13 protein-coding genes are annotated in these 15,650 nt (G+C 71.7%); 8 read left to right on the top strand and 5 right to left on the bottom strand.

From position 1 onward, the window contains the following. Positions 1-275 precede the first annotated feature (275 nt). Both IG02_RS0104505 and IG02_RS0104500 read left to right on the top strand, forming a co-directional pair. Positions 276-2,369, top strand: coding sequence for a 2-oxoacid:acceptor oxidoreductase subunit alpha (locus IG02_RS0104505; RefSeq protein ID WP_030742100.1), 2,094 nt, complete (start codon positions 276-278; stop codon positions 2,367-2,369). Then, the gene (locus IG02_RS0104500) at positions 2,362-3,429 is read left to right on the top strand and encodes a 2-oxoacid:ferredoxin oxidoreductase subunit beta (RefSeq protein WP_030742098.1); all 1,068 of its coding nucleotides are present in this window, start codon (positions 2,362-2,364) and stop codon (positions 3,427-3,429) included. The genes IG02_RS0104505 and IG02_RS0104500 overlap by 8 nt, the downstream gene beginning before the upstream one ends. Before the next feature lie 192 nt (positions 3,430-3,621). On the opposite strand, the gene IG02_RS0104490 is transcribed toward IG02_RS0104500, so the two are convergent. Then, positions 3,622-4,002, bottom strand: a complete 381-nt coding sequence (locus IG02_RS0104490) for a winged helix-turn-helix transcriptional regulator (RefSeq protein ID WP_030742094.1) — start codon at positions 4,000-4,002, stop codon at positions 3,622-3,624. A 100-nt stretch (positions 4,003-4,102) separates the two neighbouring features. On the opposite strand from IG02_RS0104490, the gene IG02_RS0104485 reads away from it, so the two are divergent. From IG02_RS0104485 to IG02_RS0104470, 4 genes are all read left to right on the top strand, one after another. Then, positions 4,103-4,963, top strand: a complete 861-nt coding sequence (locus IG02_RS0104485) for an SDR family oxidoreductase (protein ID WP_030742092.1) — start codon at positions 4,103-4,105, stop codon at positions 4,961-4,963. A gap of 273 nt (positions 4,964-5,236) precedes the next feature. Then, a complete protein-coding gene (gene rarD, locus IG02_RS0104480; protein WP_051764481.1) occupies positions 5,237-6,226 on the top strand; it encodes an EamA family transporter RarD in 990 nt (329 codons plus the stop codon). Positions 6,227-6,307: 81 nt separating this feature from the next. Beyond that, positions 6,308-6,766 carry a VOC family protein gene (locus IG02_RS0104475; protein ID WP_030742088.1) on the top strand — a complete coding sequence of 153 codons (459 nt, stop codon included), beginning with the start codon at positions 6,308-6,310 and terminating at the stop codon, positions 6,764-6,766. A gap of 260 nt (positions 6,767-7,026) precedes the next feature. Then, positions 7,027-8,037 (top strand): M28 family metallopeptidase, encoded by a 1,011-nt coding sequence (locus IG02_RS0104470; protein ID WP_030742087.1) that lies wholly within the window; start codon positions 7,027-7,029, stop codon positions 8,035-8,037. A gap of 172 nt (positions 8,038-8,209) precedes the next feature. Here IG02_RS0104470 and IG02_RS0104465 read toward each other — a convergent pair whose 3' ends face one another. The 4 genes from IG02_RS0104465 to IG02_RS0104450 all read right to left on the bottom strand — a co-directional run bounded on the left by IG02_RS0104465 (position 8,210) and on the right by IG02_RS0104450 (position 13,200). Continuing rightward, the gene (locus IG02_RS0104465) at positions 8,210-9,247 is read right to left on the bottom strand and encodes an ABC transporter permease (RefSeq protein ID WP_030742086.1); all 1,038 of its coding nucleotides are present in this window, start codon (positions 9,245-9,247) and stop codon (positions 8,210-8,212) included. Then, positions 9,234-10,313: an ABC transporter ATP-binding protein gene (locus IG02_RS0104460; RefSeq protein ID WP_037802250.1), complete on the bottom strand. Its 1,080-nt coding sequence runs from the start codon at positions 10,311-10,313 to the stop codon at positions 9,234-9,236. The genes IG02_RS0104465 and IG02_RS0104460 overlap by 14 nt, the downstream gene beginning before the upstream one ends. Before the next feature lie 186 nt (positions 10,314-10,499). Next, on the bottom strand, positions 10,500-11,837 hold the full coding sequence (locus IG02_RS0104455) for a LolA family protein (protein WP_030742082.1): 1,338 nt from the start codon (positions 11,835-11,837) through the stop codon (positions 10,500-10,502). Positions 11,838-12,189: 352 nt separating this feature from the next. Next, positions 12,190-13,200 carry a polyprenyl synthetase family protein gene (locus IG02_RS0104450; RefSeq protein ID WP_030742080.1) on the bottom strand — a complete coding sequence of 337 codons (1,011 nt, stop codon included), beginning with the start codon at positions 13,198-13,200 and terminating at the stop codon, positions 12,190-12,192. Between the two features lie 450 nt (positions 13,201-13,650). Between IG02_RS0104450 and fahA the strand changes: the two genes are divergently transcribed. After that, positions 13,651-14,874, top strand: coding sequence for a fumarylacetoacetase (fahA, locus tag IG02_RS0104445; RefSeq protein ID WP_030742078.1), 1,224 nt, complete (start codon positions 13,651-13,653; stop codon positions 14,872-14,874). 134 nt (positions 14,875-15,008) lie between these two features. Beyond that, the gene (locus IG02_RS0104440) at positions 15,009-15,635 is read left to right on the top strand and encodes a Uma2 family endonuclease (RefSeq protein WP_030742076.1); all 627 of its coding nucleotides are present in this window, start codon (positions 15,009-15,011) and stop codon (positions 15,633-15,635) included. Positions 15,636-15,650 lie beyond the last annotated feature (15 nt).

The raw sequence follows: 15,650 nt of genomic DNA, 5'->3' as shown, positions 1-15,650 counted from the left end.
GCGGGCGTCGGAGCCGCGGTCTCCGGAACACCGCGCCGGGGCCCGCGGTTCTGGAACCACTGGACCTAGAACTAAAGGATGAGGTGCGGCGAACGGCACCGGAAGCGGCCGAAGGGCAGGCAAGGCATGACAAACTGGCACATCAGATTGTCTCAAAAGGGCGTCCACCATATGGTCCCTCCAGGGAAGGCGACCCTTACCGACGTAGGGTGGCCTCCGGGACTGCCCGGTGGCCGGCCAGTTCCGAGCCGTCGCCTCCAGGGAGGTCCAGTTCAGTGACCAGCCAGGTCAGTAGCCCAGCCGAGCACGCCGACGAGGCCGACGGCGCCCGTGAGAACGGCGGCGCCGTCGGTGAGCAGCGTGCCCCGCGCTCCGGATCCGCGCCTCGCGCGTCTCACACGTCCCCCACCTCTCCCCGTTCTCGCACGGGCCACGGACCCGGGCCCCGGGACGGCTCGGGCGCCGTCCCGGACGGGAGCGAACGCGGCGAGAGCACGCGCGGCGAGGGGGAGAGCGAGAAGGCGGTCCGCCGTCTGGACCGGGTCATCATCCGCTTCGCGGGCGACTCGGGCGACGGGATGCAGCTGACGGGCGACCGGTTCACCTCGGAGACGGCGTCGTTCGGGAACGACCTGTCGACGCTGCCGAACTTCCCGGCCGAGATCCGCGCGCCCGCCGGCACCCTGCCGGGCGTGTCCTCGTTCCAGCTGCACTTCGCCGACCACGACATCCTCACGCCCGGTGACGCGCCCAATGTCCTCGTCGCGATGAACCCGGCCGCGCTGAAGGCCAACATCGGCGACGTACCGCGCGGCGCCGAGATCATCGTGAACACCGACGAGTTCACCAAGCGGCCGATGGCCAAGGTGGGATATCTCACCTCGCCGCTGGAGGACGGCTCGCTGGACGGGTACCAGGTGCACCCGGTGCCGCTGACCACGCTCACGATCGAGGCGCTGAAGGAGTTCGGCCTCTCCCGCAAGGAGGCCGAGCGCTCGAAGAACATGTTCGCGCTCGGGCTGCTGTCGTGGATGTACAACCGGCCGACCGAGGGCACCGAGAGGTTCCTGCGCGCCAAGTTCGCCAAGAAGCCGCAGATCGCCGAGGCGAACGTGACCGCCTTCCGGGCGGGCTGGAACTTCGGCGAGACCACCGAGGACTTCGCCGTCAGCTACGAGGTCGCCCCGGCGGACAGCGCGTTCCCGACCGGTACGTACCGCAACATCTCCGGCAACCTGGCGCTCTCGTACGGCCTGGTCGCGGCCGGCCACCAGGCGGACCTGCCGGTCTACCTGGGCTCGTACCCGATCACCCCGGCCTCGGACATTCTGCACGAGCTGTCCCGGCACAAGAACTTCGGCGTACGGACCTTCCAGGCCGAGGACGAGATCGCCGCCATCGGCGCCGCGCTGGGCGCGGCCTTCGGCGGTGCCCTCGCCGTGACCACCACATCCGGTCCAGGAGTGGCGCTCAAGTCCGAGACGATCGGCCTGGCCGTCTCCCTGGAGCTGCCGCTGCTGATCGTCGGCATCCAGCGCGGCGGCCCCTCCACCGGGCTGCCGACCAAGACCGAGCAGGCGGACCTGCTCCAGGCGATGTACGGGCGCAACGGCGAGGCGCCGGTGCCGGTGGTCGCACCGCAGACCCCGGCCGACTGCTTCGACGCCGCGCTGGAGGCCGCGCGGATCGCGCTGACGTACCGTACGCCGGTCTTCCTGCTCTCCGACGGCTACCTCGCCAACGGCTCCGAGCCCTGGCGGATCCCGGAGCCCGCGGAACTGCCCGACCTGCGTGTCCCGTTCGCCACCGGGCCCAACCACGAGCTGCCGGACGGCACCGAGGCGTTCTGGCCGTACAAGCGCGACCCCGAGACGCTGGCGCGCCCCTGGGCGGTGCCCGGCACGCCCGGACTCGAACACCGCATCGGCGGCATCGAGAAGCAGGACGGCACGGGCAACATCTCCTACGACCCGGCCAACCACGACTTCATGGTGCGCACGCGCCAGGCCAAGGTGGACGGCATCCAGGTGCCGGACCTGGTCGTCGACGACCCCGACGGCGCGCGCACCCTGGTGCTGGGCTGGGGCTCCACGTACGGGCCGATCACCGCGGCCGTCCGCCGGCTGCGCAAGAACGGCACGGCGATCGCCCAGGCCCATCTGCGCCACCTCAACCCCTTCCCGCGCAACCTGGGGGAGATCCTGAAGCGCTACGACAAGGTCGTGGTGCCGGAGATGAACCTCGGCCAGCTCGCCACGCTGCTGAGGGCCGAGTACCTGGTCGACGCCCACTCGTACAACCAGGTCAACGGAATGCCGTTCAAGGCCGAGCAGCTCGCCACGGCTCTCAAGGAGGCCATCGATGTCTGACGCGATCGACACGAACGAGCTGCTGACGCTGGTCCCCAAGGCCCAGGCCAAGCAGTCCATGAAGGACTTCAAGTCGGACCAGGAGGTCCGCTGGTGCCCCGGCTGCGGTGACTACGCGGTGCTGGCCGCGGTCCAGGGCTTCATGCCCGAACTGGGCCTGGCCAAGGAGAACATCGTCTTCGTCTCCGGCATCGGCTGCTCCTCCCGCTTCCCGTACTACATGAACACCTACGGGATGCACTCCATCCACGGCCGGGCGCCCGCCATCGCCACGGGTCTGGCGACCTCGCGCCGCGACCTGTCCGTCTGGGTGGTCACCGGTGACGGCGACGCGCTCTCCATCGGCGGCAACCACCTGATCCACGCGCTCCGGCGGAACGTCAACCTGAAGATCCTGCTGTTCAACAACCGGATCTACGGGCTGACGAAGGGCCAGTACTCCCCGACCTCCGAGGTCGGGAAGATCACCAAGTCCACGCCGATGGGCTCGCTGGACGCGCCGTTCAACCCGGTGTCGCTGGCCATCGGCGCGGAGGCGTCGTTCGTGGCCCGTACGGTCGACTCCGACCGCAAGCACCTCACGGAGGTGCTGCGCCGGGCCGCCGCCCACCCCGGCACCGCCCTGGTGGAGATCTACCAGAACTGCAACATCTTCAACGACGGCGCCTTCGAGGTCCTGAAGGACAAGGAGCGTGCGGAGGAGGCCGTGATCCGGCTGGAGCACGGGCAGCCGATCCGCTTCGGCGCGGACGGTTCGAAGGGTGTCGTCCGGGATCCCGCGACCGGCGACCTGGAGGTCGTGACCGTCACGGCGGAGAACGAGTCGCGGATCCTCGTGCACGACGCGCACACGGCCAGTCCGACGACGGCGTTCGCGCTGTCCCGCCTCGCGGACCCGGACACGCTGCACCACACGCCCATCGGCGTGCTGCGCGACGTGGAGCGCCCCGTCTACGACACGTTGATGAGCGACCAGTTGGACACGGCCGTGGAGCAGCAGGGCAAGGGCGACCTGGCCAAGCTGCTGGCCGGCGGCGACACGTGGACGGTCGTCGGCTAGATCGTCGGCCGGTCCGGAGGCCGGTCGGGCCGGAAACCGGACCGGAGGCCGGTCGGGCCGGAAACCGGACCGGAGGCCGGTCGGGCCGGAAACCGGACCGGAGGCCGGACCCGCCGGCGGGCCGGCGCGGCCGGGTCGTCCGGACCGGTACGTCGGCCGGCCCGCCGGTCGGGCAACCGTGGCCCGGGCCTCTCAGGAGGTCCGGGCTTCGTCGTACCCCCGGCGGGCCTCGGACACCTCGTCCATCCGCCGTTCCACCCAGCGCGCCAGACCCCACACCTGTTCGCCGGCCTCGCGGCCCAGCTCGGTCAGCGAGTAGTCCACGCGCGGCGGGATGACGGCCTGGGCGTCGCGGCGGACGAAGCCGTCCCGCTCCAGGGTCCGGAGCGTCTGCGCGAGCATCTTCTCGCTGACCCCGCCGACCGTGCGCCGCAGTTCGCTGAACCGGTAGGAGCGTTCCAGGAGGGCGGCGAGGACGAGGACGCCCCAGCGGCTGGTGACGTGCTCCAGCACCTGCCGGGAGGGGCACATCGACTGGTTGACGTCCGGCGCCGACATCTTGCTTACGCTCATACCAGTACCTTACTTCAAAGTGGGCACTTTCCTTTGGTTAGCGCGCTCCCTAGGGTGAGCATCAGAGCGATACGAATCGTACGAACTGGAGCACCTCCCCATGAGCATCGTTGTCACCGGAGCCACCGGACACCTGGGCCGGCTGGTCGTCGAAGCCCTGCTGGCCGCCGCCGTGCCCGCCGAAGGCATCGTGGCCGTCGTCCGGGACGAGGAGAAGGCCGCGCCCCTCGCGGCACGCGGTGTCCGGCTGCGGGTGGCGGACTACAGCGCCCCGCGGACGCTGGCACCGGCGTTCCGGGCCGGCGACCGCGTGCTGCTGATCTCCGGCAGCGAGGTCGGCCGGCGCGTGCCGCAGCACACGGCGGTCGTCGAGGCGGCCAAGGCCGCGGGCGTGGCACAGCTCGCGTACACGGGGGTGCTGGGCGGTCCCGACGCCGACTTCAAGCTGGCCGACGAGCACAAGGTGACGGAGCGGCTGATCCTGGACTCCGGGCTGCCGTACACCTTCCTGCGCAACGGCTGGTACACCGAGAACTACACCGAGAACCTCGCGCCGGTGCTGGCGCACGACGCCGTCGTAGCGAGCGCGGGCGAGGGCCGGATCGCCTCCGCCGCACGGGTGGACTACGCCGAGGCGGCGGCCGCCGTCCTGACGGGTGAGGGCCACCTGAACAAGGCGTACGAGCTGAGCGGCGACACGGCATGGTCCCTCGCGGAGTACGCGGCGGAGCTCACGCGCCGGACCGGCCGGACCATCGCTTACAACGACGTGCCGGCCGAGACGCTGCTCTCCGTCCTCACCGGCGCGGGAGTGCCCGCGCCCATGGCCGAGATCCTGGTGGACGTGGACAAGGCGATCGAGCGCGGGCTGCTCGCCGCGACGCCGGGCGACCTGGCCCGGCTGATCGGCAGGCCGACCACCCCGCTCGCCGAGACGGTGGCCAAGGCCCTCGCTTCCTGATTCTCCTCCCCCGCCCGCATTCGTCACTCCCTGCTCCCGAACCCCCGCAAACCGCCGGTCCGTTCGTCCATGGTCATGACCGTATGGCGATACGGGCATGACACCCCGCCCGGCCCGGCGCTACCGTCAGCGGTACCGCCGGGCCGCGCACGGGCCACGGCACACGCAGGGGGAGGACCAGTGGGAGGGCGAGGGCCGGTGCGGGCGGACACCGGGCGGCGAGCGGACACCGAGCGGCGGGCGGGTCTGCTGTACGGGATCGGCGCCTACGGCATGTGGGGGCTGGTCCCGCTCTTCTGGCCGCTGCTGGAACCGGCCGGGGCGATGGAGATCCTCGCCCACCGGATGGTCTGGTCGCTGGCGCTGGTGGCCCTGTGGCTGCTGGTGCTGCGCCGCTGGGGCTGGATCCGCGCACTGCTGCGGGAGCCGCGCAAGCTGGGGCTCATCACGGTGGCGGCCTCCGTCATCACCGTCAACTGGGGTCTCTACATCTGGGCGGTCAACGCCGGGCGGGTCGTCGAGGCGTCGTTGGGCTACTTCATCAACCCCCTGGTGACCATCGCCCTGGGCGTCCTGCTGCTCAAGGAGCGGCTGCGGCCCGCCCAGTGGGCGGCGGTCCTCGTCGGTGGCGCGGCGGTGGTGGTGCTGGCCGTCGGGTACGGGCGCCCGCCGTGGATCTCCTTGGTGCTGGCCTTCTCGTTCGCGACGTACGGCCTGGTCAAGAAGAAGGTCAACATCGGCGGCCTGGAGTCCCTGGCAGCGGAGACGGCGGTCCTGTTCCTGCCCGCGCTCGGCTATCTGGTGTGGCTGAGCGCCACGGGCGGGGCCACGATCGGCTCGGAGGGCGCCGGCCATGTGGCACTGCTCGCGTCGACGGGCCTGATCACCGCGCTGCCGCTGGTCTGCTTCGGCGCGGCGGCGATCCGCGTACCGCTGTCGACCCTGGGCCTGCTCCAGTACCTGGCCCCTGTCTTCCAGTTCCTGCTGGGCATCCTCTACTTCCACGAGGCGATGCCCCCGGAGCGGTGGGCCGGCTTCTCGCTCGTCTGGCTGGCGCTGACACTCCTGACGGCCGACGCGCTGCGAACGGCCCGGCGTACGAGGGCCCAGGCGCTGCGACTGGCGGCCTCGGCGGCGCGGGCGACACCGGCCACCGAGGCCCCGCCGGTCCGCACGGACGCGCGGGACCGGCCGGATGGGCGCGCCCCGCGGGCCGGGGCGGCGGAGTCCGCGTCCCCCGACACCCGCGAACCGGCCGGCTGAGGCGGAACCGCCCGCGCCACCGGGGCGGCGGGCCGGGCATATCCGTTGCACCCCTCTCGCCCGACTAGTACAAGTGTTCCCATGCCTCTGCACTGGAAACTCGTCATCGACGCCAACGACCCCCACGCCCAGGCCGACTTCTGGGCAGCGGCACTCGGGTACGTCGTCGAGGACAACAGCGCCCTCGTCGACCGGCTGCTGGCGCTCGGCCAGGTGCCGGCCGCCGCCACCGTGGAATCACACGGCCGGCGTGCCTTTCGTGACCTGATCGCCGTCCGCCATCCGGACGATCCCTACGACGAGACCAGCGGTACGGGGCTCGGCCGTCGGATCCTCTTCCAGCGGGTACCGGAGCGGAAGACGGACACCTCCGCGAAGAACCGGCTGCACATCGACGTGCACAGCGGCCCCGGAGGCCGTGCCGCCGAGGTCGAGCGGCTGGAGGAGCTCGGGGCGACGGTGGTGCGCCAGGTCAAGGAGCACGGGGGCGAGTGGACACTCATGCTCGACCCCGAACGGAACGAGTTCTGCGTGGCGTAGCCGCCCGTCCCTCGGGCCGCCTGTCCCCCGGGCCGGCCGCCTGTCCCCCGGGCCTCCCGGCCCCCCGCGCCGCCTCCGGGCGAACTCCCGTGTCCCGTTCGCGCCCTTGACGTCAGCTCGGCGGAGCACTGACCATTCAGCGCGCGCAACGCTCAAACGCACCCCACCACGCGACAACCGCTCCACACGCCCCACGGCCCGACCGTCGTGGGGCGTCCCGCACTTCCGTCCTGTCCCCGTTCGGAATCCGGAGCCCCCACATGAGACTTTCCGTCCCCGGTCGAATACCCGCCCGTCAGGCGAGACTGACGGGCGCCGTCGGCCTCGCTCTCACCGGACTGCTGGCCGGTGCCGCGCCTGCCGCCACGGCGGCGCCCGCCCCCCTGGCACCCGCGGCCGTGGCGCCCGCGCCCGCCCCGGCGGCGCGCGTCCTCGCCGCTCCCGACATCCCGCTCGCCAACGTCAAGGCACACCTGACGCAGCTGTCGTCGATCGCCGCGGCCAACGGCGGCAACCGTGCCCATGGCCGCGCCGGCTATCTCGCGTCCCTGAACTACGTCAAGGGCAAGCTGGACGCGGCGGGCTTCACCACCACCGTCCAGCAGTTCACCTCGGGCGGCGCCACGGGCTACAACCTGATCGCCGACTGGCCGGGGGGCGACACCAACCAGGTCATCATGGCCGGCTCCCACCTGGACTCGGTCACGGCGGGCGCCGGTATCAACGACAACGGTTCCGGTTCGGCCGCCCTCCTGGAGAACGCGCTCGCCGTCTCCCGCGCCAAGCTCGCGCCGGCCAAACACCTCCGTTTCGCCTGGTGGGGCGCGGAGGAACTGGGGCTGGTGGGCTCGCGGTACTACGTCAACAACCTGTCCTCCGCGAACCGCGCCCGCGTCAGCGGCTATCTGAACTTCGACATGATCGGCAGCCCGAACCCCGGCTACTTCGTCTACGACGACGATCCCACGATCGAGCAGACGTTCAAGGACTACTACGCGGGCCTCGGCGTCGCGACGGAGATCGAGACGGAGGGCGACGGCCGCTCCGACCACGCCCCGTTCAAGAACGTGGGCATACCGGTCGGCGGGCTGTTCAGCGGCGCCGACTACATCAAGACCGCCGCGCAGGCGCAGAAGTGGGGCGGCACCTCCGGCCGGGCCTTCGACAACTGCTATCACCGCTCCTGCGACACCACGTCGAACATCAACGACACGGCGCTCGACCGCAACAGCGACGCGATCGCCTACGCGCTCTGGGAGCTGTCGGCGTAGTCACGAACCCCCGCGTGGCGCAGGCCCGCACACCGACCCGCCCGCGTGCGCGGTGTACGCGTACGTACACCGCGCACGCGGGCGGTCCCGTGACCGATGGCGCACCCTGCGGCCCCGGCGGTCCCTGCGGCCCGAGCGGTCCCTGCGGCCCGAGCGGCCCCTGCGCCGACGGTCACGACGTGATGTCCTTCGTCGTGAAGCGCGCCCACGCGGCCGACCCGAACACCGCCACGTAGAGCCCCTGAAGTCCCAGGTTCCTGCCGATCTCCTCCCAGTGGACCGGCTCGCGCAGCAGGTCCGCGAACGAGAGCCAGTAGTGCGGGAAGAGGTACGGCTGGATCGCGTGCAACTGCGGGATCGTGTCCACGATCTGCGCGGTGATCACCAGGCCCACCGTGGCCGCCATCGCGGCGATCCCACTGCCGGTCAGGGTGGAGACGAACAGGCCGAGCGCGGCGACGCCGGCCAGGGAGGCCGCGACGATCACCGCGATCAGCGCGGCCCGTATCAGCCCCTCGGCGAACGATATCCGGGTTCCCGAGATGGTCGTGACCTCTCCCAGCGGGAAGAGCAGTGCCCCCACGGCCAGCGCGGAGGCCGCCACGACGAGCGTCGCGGCCAGGCAGAAGGCCAGGGTGGAGACGAACTTGGCGAGCAGCAGCCGCGTCCGCCCCGCCGGTGCCACCAGCAGGTAGCGCAGCGTCCCGCCGCCGGCCTCGCCCGCGACCGCGTCACCCGCGATGACGCCGACCGCCATCGGCAGGAAGACGGGCAGGGTCGCGGCGAGGGCGGCGAAGACCAGGAACAGGCCGTTGTTGGTGACCTGGGTGAGGAAGGCGGGGCCACCGCCACCCGTCATGCCGTGGCCGCCGCCGGTCCCGCCGGCTCCCCCGGCCCCTCCGCCACCGCCCGTCTCGATCCGTACGGCGATGCCGATGAGGACCGGTACGGCCGCGAGGACGGCCAGCAGGGCGGCCGTGCGCCAGCGGCGGAAGGTGATGGTCAGCTCGGAGCGGACGAGCGCCGGCGTCCACCAAGGCCGCCGCGCCCGGACCGGGGCACCGGCCTCGCGACCGGTACCCGCGTCACGACCGCCGCCCGCCCCGGGGCCCGCACCCGCCTCGGGGTCCACGCCCGCCTCGGGGTCCACGCCAACGCTCTCCTTCGCTCCCCGCCCCGCCGTGGCGGCAGGGGGCTCAGCCCGCGACATCGAAGCCCTCCCCCGTCAGCGCGACGAAGGCGTCCTCGAGGGAGACCCGCTCGACGCCGAACGCCCGTACCCGCACTCCGGCGCGGACGAGGGCGGCGTTGAGATCGGCCGGATCCACGGACGCCGCCCCGCCTGCCGCACCCGCCCCGTCGGCCGTCCCTGTCGTGCCTGCCGCGCCTGCCGTGCCTGCCGTGCCTGCCGCGGCCGCCATGTCCTCCGTGGGGAGCCGGCCGCTCACCCTGTCCCCCGCCACGCTCACGTCCGTCACCCCGTGCCCCGCCAGCACCCGGACCGCCTCGCCCGTGTCCGGCGTCGTGACCGCGAGACGGCCGCGGGTCCCGGCCGCCAGCTCGGCGACCGTCCCCTGAGTGATCAGCCGCCCCCGGGTCATCACCGCGACGTGCGTGCACACCTGCTCGATCTCGTCGAGGAGGTGCGAGGAGAGGAAAACGGTCGTGCCCTCCGCCGCCAGCTCCCGCACCAGCGCCCTGATCTCCCGCATGCCCTGCGGGTCCAGTCCGTTGGTCGGCTCGTCCAGCACCAGAAGCCGGCGCGGGCGCAGCAGCGCCGACGCCAGGCCGAGCCGCTGTTTCATGCCGAGGGAGTACGCCCTGGCCTTCTTCCCCGCCGCCGGGGCCAGCCCCACCCGGTCCAGCGCCGCTGCCACCCGCGCGGTACGCGTCCGGGGGTCGGCCGTCGGGTCGGCGGAGTCGTACCGCAGGAGGTTGTCCCGGCCCGACAGGTACCCGTACAGCGCGGGGCCCTCGATCAGCGCCCCCACCTCGGGCAGGACGGCGCGCCCCGCGCCGGGCATCGGCCGGCCGAGGAGCCTGACCGAACCGGCCGTCGGCGCGATCAGGCCCAGCAGCATCCGGATCGTGGTGGTCTTTCCCGATCCGTTGGGCCCGAGGAAGCCGAAGACGCTGCCGGCGGGCACGGCGAGGTCGAGGCGGTCGACCGCGGGCCGGCCACCCCGGTAGCGCTTGGTGAGACCGCGCGTCTCGATCACGGCGCCGTCGCCCGCCGCGATCCCGTCGTGCGCGTGCGTACCCGGTCCGGCACCCACGGCCCGTCCTCCCCTCGACGTCCGTCCCGCTCCTCGTCGTCCGTCATCGACCGCGGAGCCCCGTTTCCTGAACGGACCGGCGCCGGTCAGCGTTCCGCCCCGCCGCACACGAGGTGCGACGGGGCGGCTCGTTCCCGCGTCGGTTCCGCGTTCCGCGTTCCGCGCCGGTCCTGCCTCAGTCCGGCGTCACTTCGCCTCGTTGGCGGCCTTGAGCAGCGACTCCTTCGTCACCGCGCCCGCGTAGACCGTGCCGTCGTCCGTCACCAGGGCGTTGACGATCCGGGTCTCGAAGACCGTCCCCGAACCGAACTTTCCGTCGACCCGGTTGCCCAGCGAGCCCAGCAGCTTCTCGGCGTCCGCCGGCATGCCTTCCGGCTTCGCCGACTTCTCCTGCTTCTCCGCCTTCCCGGACTGCGCGCCCTCGTGGCTGCCCGCGCCCTCGCCCAGCACGTAGACCGCGGTCCAGCCCTCGCCGATGACCTTCATGCCGCCCTGGCCGTCATGGTCACCGCCGGGCAGCAGCGGCAGACCCTGCGGGCCGCGCGGGCCCTGGGGGGCCTTCCGGGGCTCCTTCCCGGACTTCTCGCCCTCCGTCACCTTCGTGCCCTTGGGCGGAGTGAAGTCGAACGTCGAGGCGGCGGGCCTGGCGAAGTCCACGTCGGTGAACCCGACATCGAGCACGGCCTTGCCACCGCTGCTGGGCGCCAGCGTGAACTTGAGCGGGGTGCCGGTCTCGGAGTCGACCGCGACCTTGATCGCACCGACCGTCGAGCCCGACTGCTTGGGCTTGATCAACAGCTGGTACGCGTCCCGCCCGGCGACCCGCGAGGTGCCGTCGACCGTCACGGAGGTCGTGTCGCCGACCGCCTTCAGCGCCTGCTCGGCAAAGTCCTGGGGAGTCGCCGGGAGCTCGTCGCTCGACGCGCCCCCGCCCTTGTGCCCGTCCTTGTGCCCGTCCCTGTCCGCGCCGCCCTTCGACGTCTCGGAGGACCCCGGGGACTTCGCGTGGTAGGCCTCGTTGGAGGCGCTGTCGTACGCCCAGACCTCGTCGCCGTTGTGGATCAGGCTGTACTCGGCGGCGTCGTCCACGATCGAGAGGCGCTGCTTGTCGGCGCCGTCCACCGCGACGCGCAGGGTGTGCGAGCCCGAGCTGAGTTCCGCCAGCTTGGCGGCCGGGTCCGCGGCGGAGCCGTCCCCCTGGCCGCCCCCGCCGCCCTTGAGGGCGGGCGAACCGCCCATCATGTCGCCGAGGCCCGCCAGCGACGGAAGACCCAGGTCCGTGGTGATCTTCACCGAGCCCGAGAGCTGCTCGGTGTCCGAGGCCGCCATCTTCTCGATGAGCTGCTGCGCGCTGATCCTCGGCAGATCAGGGTCGCCGGTGGCGGCGAGTGCCGGGACGAGCCCGATGGTCGCCGCAGCCACGCCCGCCACCGCGACGGGAACCGCGTAGCGCGTCGCCTTGCGGCGGAGCGCGCCGGGCTCCCTGTCCTCCTCCGTGGCCTGTGCGCTGTCGTTCGGTGCCATGTGTGCCCTACCTCCGTGGTCGGCGGCTTCCGTCCGTTGCCCGCGTCCACCCCGCGCCGCCAGTCTCACCTGAATTGGTAAGGAGTGGTGTTAACCATCTGACCAAATCAGCCGTCTGTAGGCGTCAGCCCCCGGGAGCAACTTCCCGTACTGCTCTGGGATGACGTACGGGCCCGGACCCTGAGATGTACAGCGGCGGACAGCCCTCAACTCGCACGGCCAACTCACACGGGCAACTCACACGGCCGACCCGCACGACCGGCCCGCACGACCGCCCCCGGTCGCGCGCACGCCGGGCGGGAGCCGAAACTGTCAGGGACCCGTCAGCCACACAGCGGACGCCAGGGCCGCCTCACCCGGCCCGGTGCACCACCGCGTCGCACAGCTCCTCCAGCGCCCGCTTCGCGTCGCACTCCGGCAGCGGCGCCAGCATCGCCCGTGCCGCCTCGGCGTACCGCACGGTCTCCCGTCTCGCCCGCTCCAGCGCCGGGTGCGCGCGCAGCAGGCGGAGCGCCTCCGCGTGCCGCGCGTCGTCCGCCAGGTCGCCCGCCAGCAGTTCGACCAGCGCCAAGTCCTCCGGGCGCCGGTGGGCCTCGGCCTCGGCGCGCAGCAGCAGCACCGGCAGCGTCGGGATCCCCTCGCGCAGATCCGTGCCGGGCGTCTTGCCGGACTCGTGCGAATCGCTCGCGATGTCCAGGACGTCGTCGGCGAGCTGGAAGGCGATGCCGAGCCGTTCCCCGTACTGCGTGAGGATGTCCACGACCGCCTCGTCCGCACCGGACACCATCGCGCCGAACCGGCCCGAGACGGCCACCAGCGAACCGGTCTTGCCACCGAGCACGTCCATGTAGTGCTCGACCGGATCGCGTCCGTCACGCGGCCCCGCCGTCTCCAGGATCTGGCCCGTGACCAGCCGTTCGAATGCCTGCGCCTGGACCCGGACGGCCTCTGGGCCCAGATCCGCCAGGATGTGCGAGGCGCGGGCGAACAGGAAATCACCCGTGAGGACGGCCACCGAGTTGCCCCAGCGGGCGTTGGCGCTGTCCACGCCGCGGCGGACCTCCGCCTCGTCCATCACGTCGTCGTGGTAGAGCGTCGCCAGGTGCGTCAGCTCCACGACGACGGCCGCCGGGACCACGCCCGGCGCGTCCGGATCGCCGAACTGCGCCGCGAGGATCACCAGCAGCGGCCTGAAGCGCTTGCCACCGGCCCGCACCAGATGCTGAGCGGCCTCCGTGATGAAGGGCACATCGCTCTTGGTGGCGTCGAGCAGGCCCGCCTCCACGGCCGCCAACCCCGCCTGGACATCGGCCTCAAGAGCCTGGTCCCGCACGCTCAGCCCGAACGGCCCCACGACGGTCACGAGAGGTACTCCTGTCTGCTGACGATCACACGGATTGTCGATGTGTCGTTGTCATCACTCAAGTCAGCGTATCCGGTCCCCTTTCGATCACCATGGGCGCCTTCCCGGAGGTCCCGGTATGTTCGAGATCGGCCGTACGACCCGCGGCGGCCGTTTTGACCGGCGGCCCGGAACGACGACCGGTACGGAACCGAACACGGAGAGGCAACACCCCTCGCCTCCGTCTCCCCTGCCTCCCTCCCCTTCCCTTGCCCGCGCGCCCCTACGCCCCCCTCCCGCCCCTCTGTACCCGCGTATCTGGCGGCCCGTCACGGACGAGCCGAGTCGGCGGACGGCGTGGCGGTGATCAACTGACGGGCGGCGCGACCCCGGACCCCGCGAAAACCCCCAGGTACATCCGCCACGCCGACGTAACGTGTCCTCATCGACCTGGAAAGCGAGGCGCACCGCATGCCCGAGCAGAGCCCGCTCGAAACGGCCGAAGGCGATCCCTTCGGACCGCACAACCTGCCGTACGGCGTCTTCTCCACCGCCGACGAGCCGGACCGGCGCCGCGTCGGGGTCCGCATCGGCGACCATGTGCTCGACGCCGGCGCCGCGGCCCTCGCGCTGGGCTCCCCGTACGCCGCGCTGCTGGCGCGGCCCGGTCTCGACGCGCTGATGGGCGCCGGGCGCACGGCCTGGCGGGACGTCCGGCGCGCCCTGACCGCATGGGTCACCGTCCCCGCGCACCGGCCGGACATAGAGCCGCTCCTGCATCCCCTCGCCACGGTGACCTCGCACCTGCCGTACGAGGTCGCCGACTACGTCGACTTCTACGCGAGCGAGCACCACGCCACCAACGTCGGCCGCATCTTCCGCCCCGACGGGGCCGCGCTCACGCCCAACTGGAAGCATCTGCCGATCGGTTACCACGGCCGGGCGGGCACCGTCGTCGTCTCCGGTACGGACGTGGTGCGCCCCTCGGGCCAGCGCAAGGCGCCGGCCGATCCCGCGCCCGTCTTCGGGCCCTCCGTCAAGCTCGACATCGAGGCGGAGGTCGGCTTCGTGGTCGGTGCGCCGTCCCGGCAGGGCGTGCCCGTGCCCCAGTCCGCCTTCCGCGACCATGTCTTCGGGCTCTGTCTGCTCAACGACTGGTCGGCGCGCGACCTCCAGGCCTGGGAGTACGTCCCGCTCGGCCCGTTCCTGGGCAAGTCCTTCGCCACGTCCGTCTCCGCCTGGGTGACCCCGCTGGAGGCCCTGGACGAGGCCCGGGTGGCGCCCCCGGCCCGCACCGAACCGCTCCTCCCTTATCTGGACGACTCCGACGAGGAGGAGCCGGGCGGCTTCGACCTGCGGATCTCGGTGTCGCTCAACGGGCAGGTGATCTCCGAGCCGCCGTTCGCCGGCATGTACTGGACGGCCGCGCAGCAGCTGGCCCACATGACGGTGAACGGCGCCTCGCTGCGTACGGGAGACCTCTTCGCGTCCGGCACGGTCAGCGGCCCGGGGCGCGGTGAACGCGGCTCCCTGCTGGAGCTGACCTGGAACGGCACCGAGCCCCTCGACCTGCCCGGCGGCGCGAGGACGTTCCTGGAGGACGGCGACGAGATCACCCTGACCGCCTGGGCCCCGGGTCCGGACGGTGTCCGCGTGGGCCTGGGCGAGGTGAGCGGGCGGATCGTGCCCGCGTGAGCCGTCGCCCTCGCCGCCACCGCCGTCGGGCGCGTCGACGCCACGCGATCCGATCACTCGTGCGTATGGGTTTTATCCCGTATCCGGCGGTTACGCTGGGTTTACTCGCGAGACTCCGTCACATGGGAGCACTAATGAGCGTCGACCCCGAGGCAACCCAGCCCGATGCCTCCATTCCCAGGTGGCCGATCCCGCCCGCGGGCGGTTGGACAGCCGATCACCTGGACCAGCTTCCGGACCTGCCTCCGCACACGGAGCTGATCGACGGGAGCCTTGTTTTCGTGAGTCCGCAGACGTTTTTCCATGAGGAGGCGGTCGACTTCTTCAAGTGGCAGCTCAAGTCCGTCGCACCTTCGGACCTGCTCGTTCTCCGCGAGTTCACCATCGACATCGACGAGCAGAACCGACCGGAACCGGATGTCATCCTCTGTGACGCGAAGGTTCTGCTCGCACACGAGCAGACCCGGATTCCGGCCGAGACCGTGCTGCTTGCCGTCGAAGTGGTCTCCAGGGATTCAATCTCCCGCGATCGGATGAGCAAGCCGCTCAAATACGCTCGGGCCAGGATCCAGCATTACTGGCGGGTGGAGAACGACGGAACCGGCAATGCCGTGGTCTACGTCTTCGAGCTGGAGCCGGCCACGGGTGTCTACGTCGCCACGGGCATCTTCCGCGACCGTATGAAGGTCTCGTCCCCCCTTCCGATGGACCTGGACCTCACAGCGATCATGCCGCGCCCGGACTTCACAGACGACCTGTAACCCCCAGACGCAGGC

This window comes from Streptomyces sp. NRRL F-5135 (assembly GCF_000719775.1).
GTDB lineage: Bacteria > Actinomycetota > Actinomycetes > Streptomycetales > Streptomycetaceae > Streptomyces > Streptomyces hebeiensis.
Note: the sequence above shows the minus strand (reverse complement) of the source record. Positions and strands in the feature narration are given on the sequence as shown.

Excerpts from the sequence above, each read along its gene's own strand:
- IG02_RS0104500 (WP_030742098.1), top strand. The coding sequence starts at position 2,362 with ATGTCTGACGCGATCGACACGAACGAGCTGCTGACGCTGGTCCCCAAG.
- IG02_RS0104490 (WP_030742094.1), bottom strand. The coding sequence starts at position 4,002 with ATGAGCGTAAGCAAGATGTCGGCGCCGGACGTCAACCAGTCGATGTGC.
- IG02_RS0104485 (WP_030742092.1), top strand. The coding sequence starts at position 4,103 with ATGAGCATCGTTGTCACCGGAGCCACCGGACACCTGGGCCGGCTGGTC.
- rarD (WP_051764481.1), top strand. The coding sequence starts at position 5,237 with ATGTGGGGGCTGGTCCCGCTCTTCTGGCCGCTGCTGGAACCGGCCGGG.
- IG02_RS0104475 (WP_030742088.1), top strand. The coding sequence starts at position 6,308 with ATGCCTCTGCACTGGAAACTCGTCATCGACGCCAACGACCCCCACGCC.
- IG02_RS0104470 (WP_030742087.1), top strand. The coding sequence starts at position 7,027 with ATGAGACTTTCCGTCCCCGGTCGAATACCCGCCCGTCAGGCGAGACTG.
- IG02_RS0104465 (WP_030742086.1), bottom strand. The coding sequence starts at position 9,247 with ATGTCGCGGGCTGAGCCCCCTGCCGCCACGGCGGGGCGGGGAGCGAAG.
- IG02_RS0104455 (WP_030742082.1), bottom strand. The coding sequence starts at position 11,837 with ATGGCACCGAACGACAGCGCACAGGCCACGGAGGAGGACAGGGAGCCC.
- fahA (WP_030742078.1), top strand. The coding sequence starts at position 13,651 with ATGCCCGAGCAGAGCCCGCTCGAAACGGCCGAAGGCGATCCCTTCGGA.
- IG02_RS0104440 (WP_030742076.1), top strand. The coding sequence starts at position 15,009 with ATGAGCGTCGACCCCGAGGCAACCCAGCCCGATGCCTCCATTCCCAGG.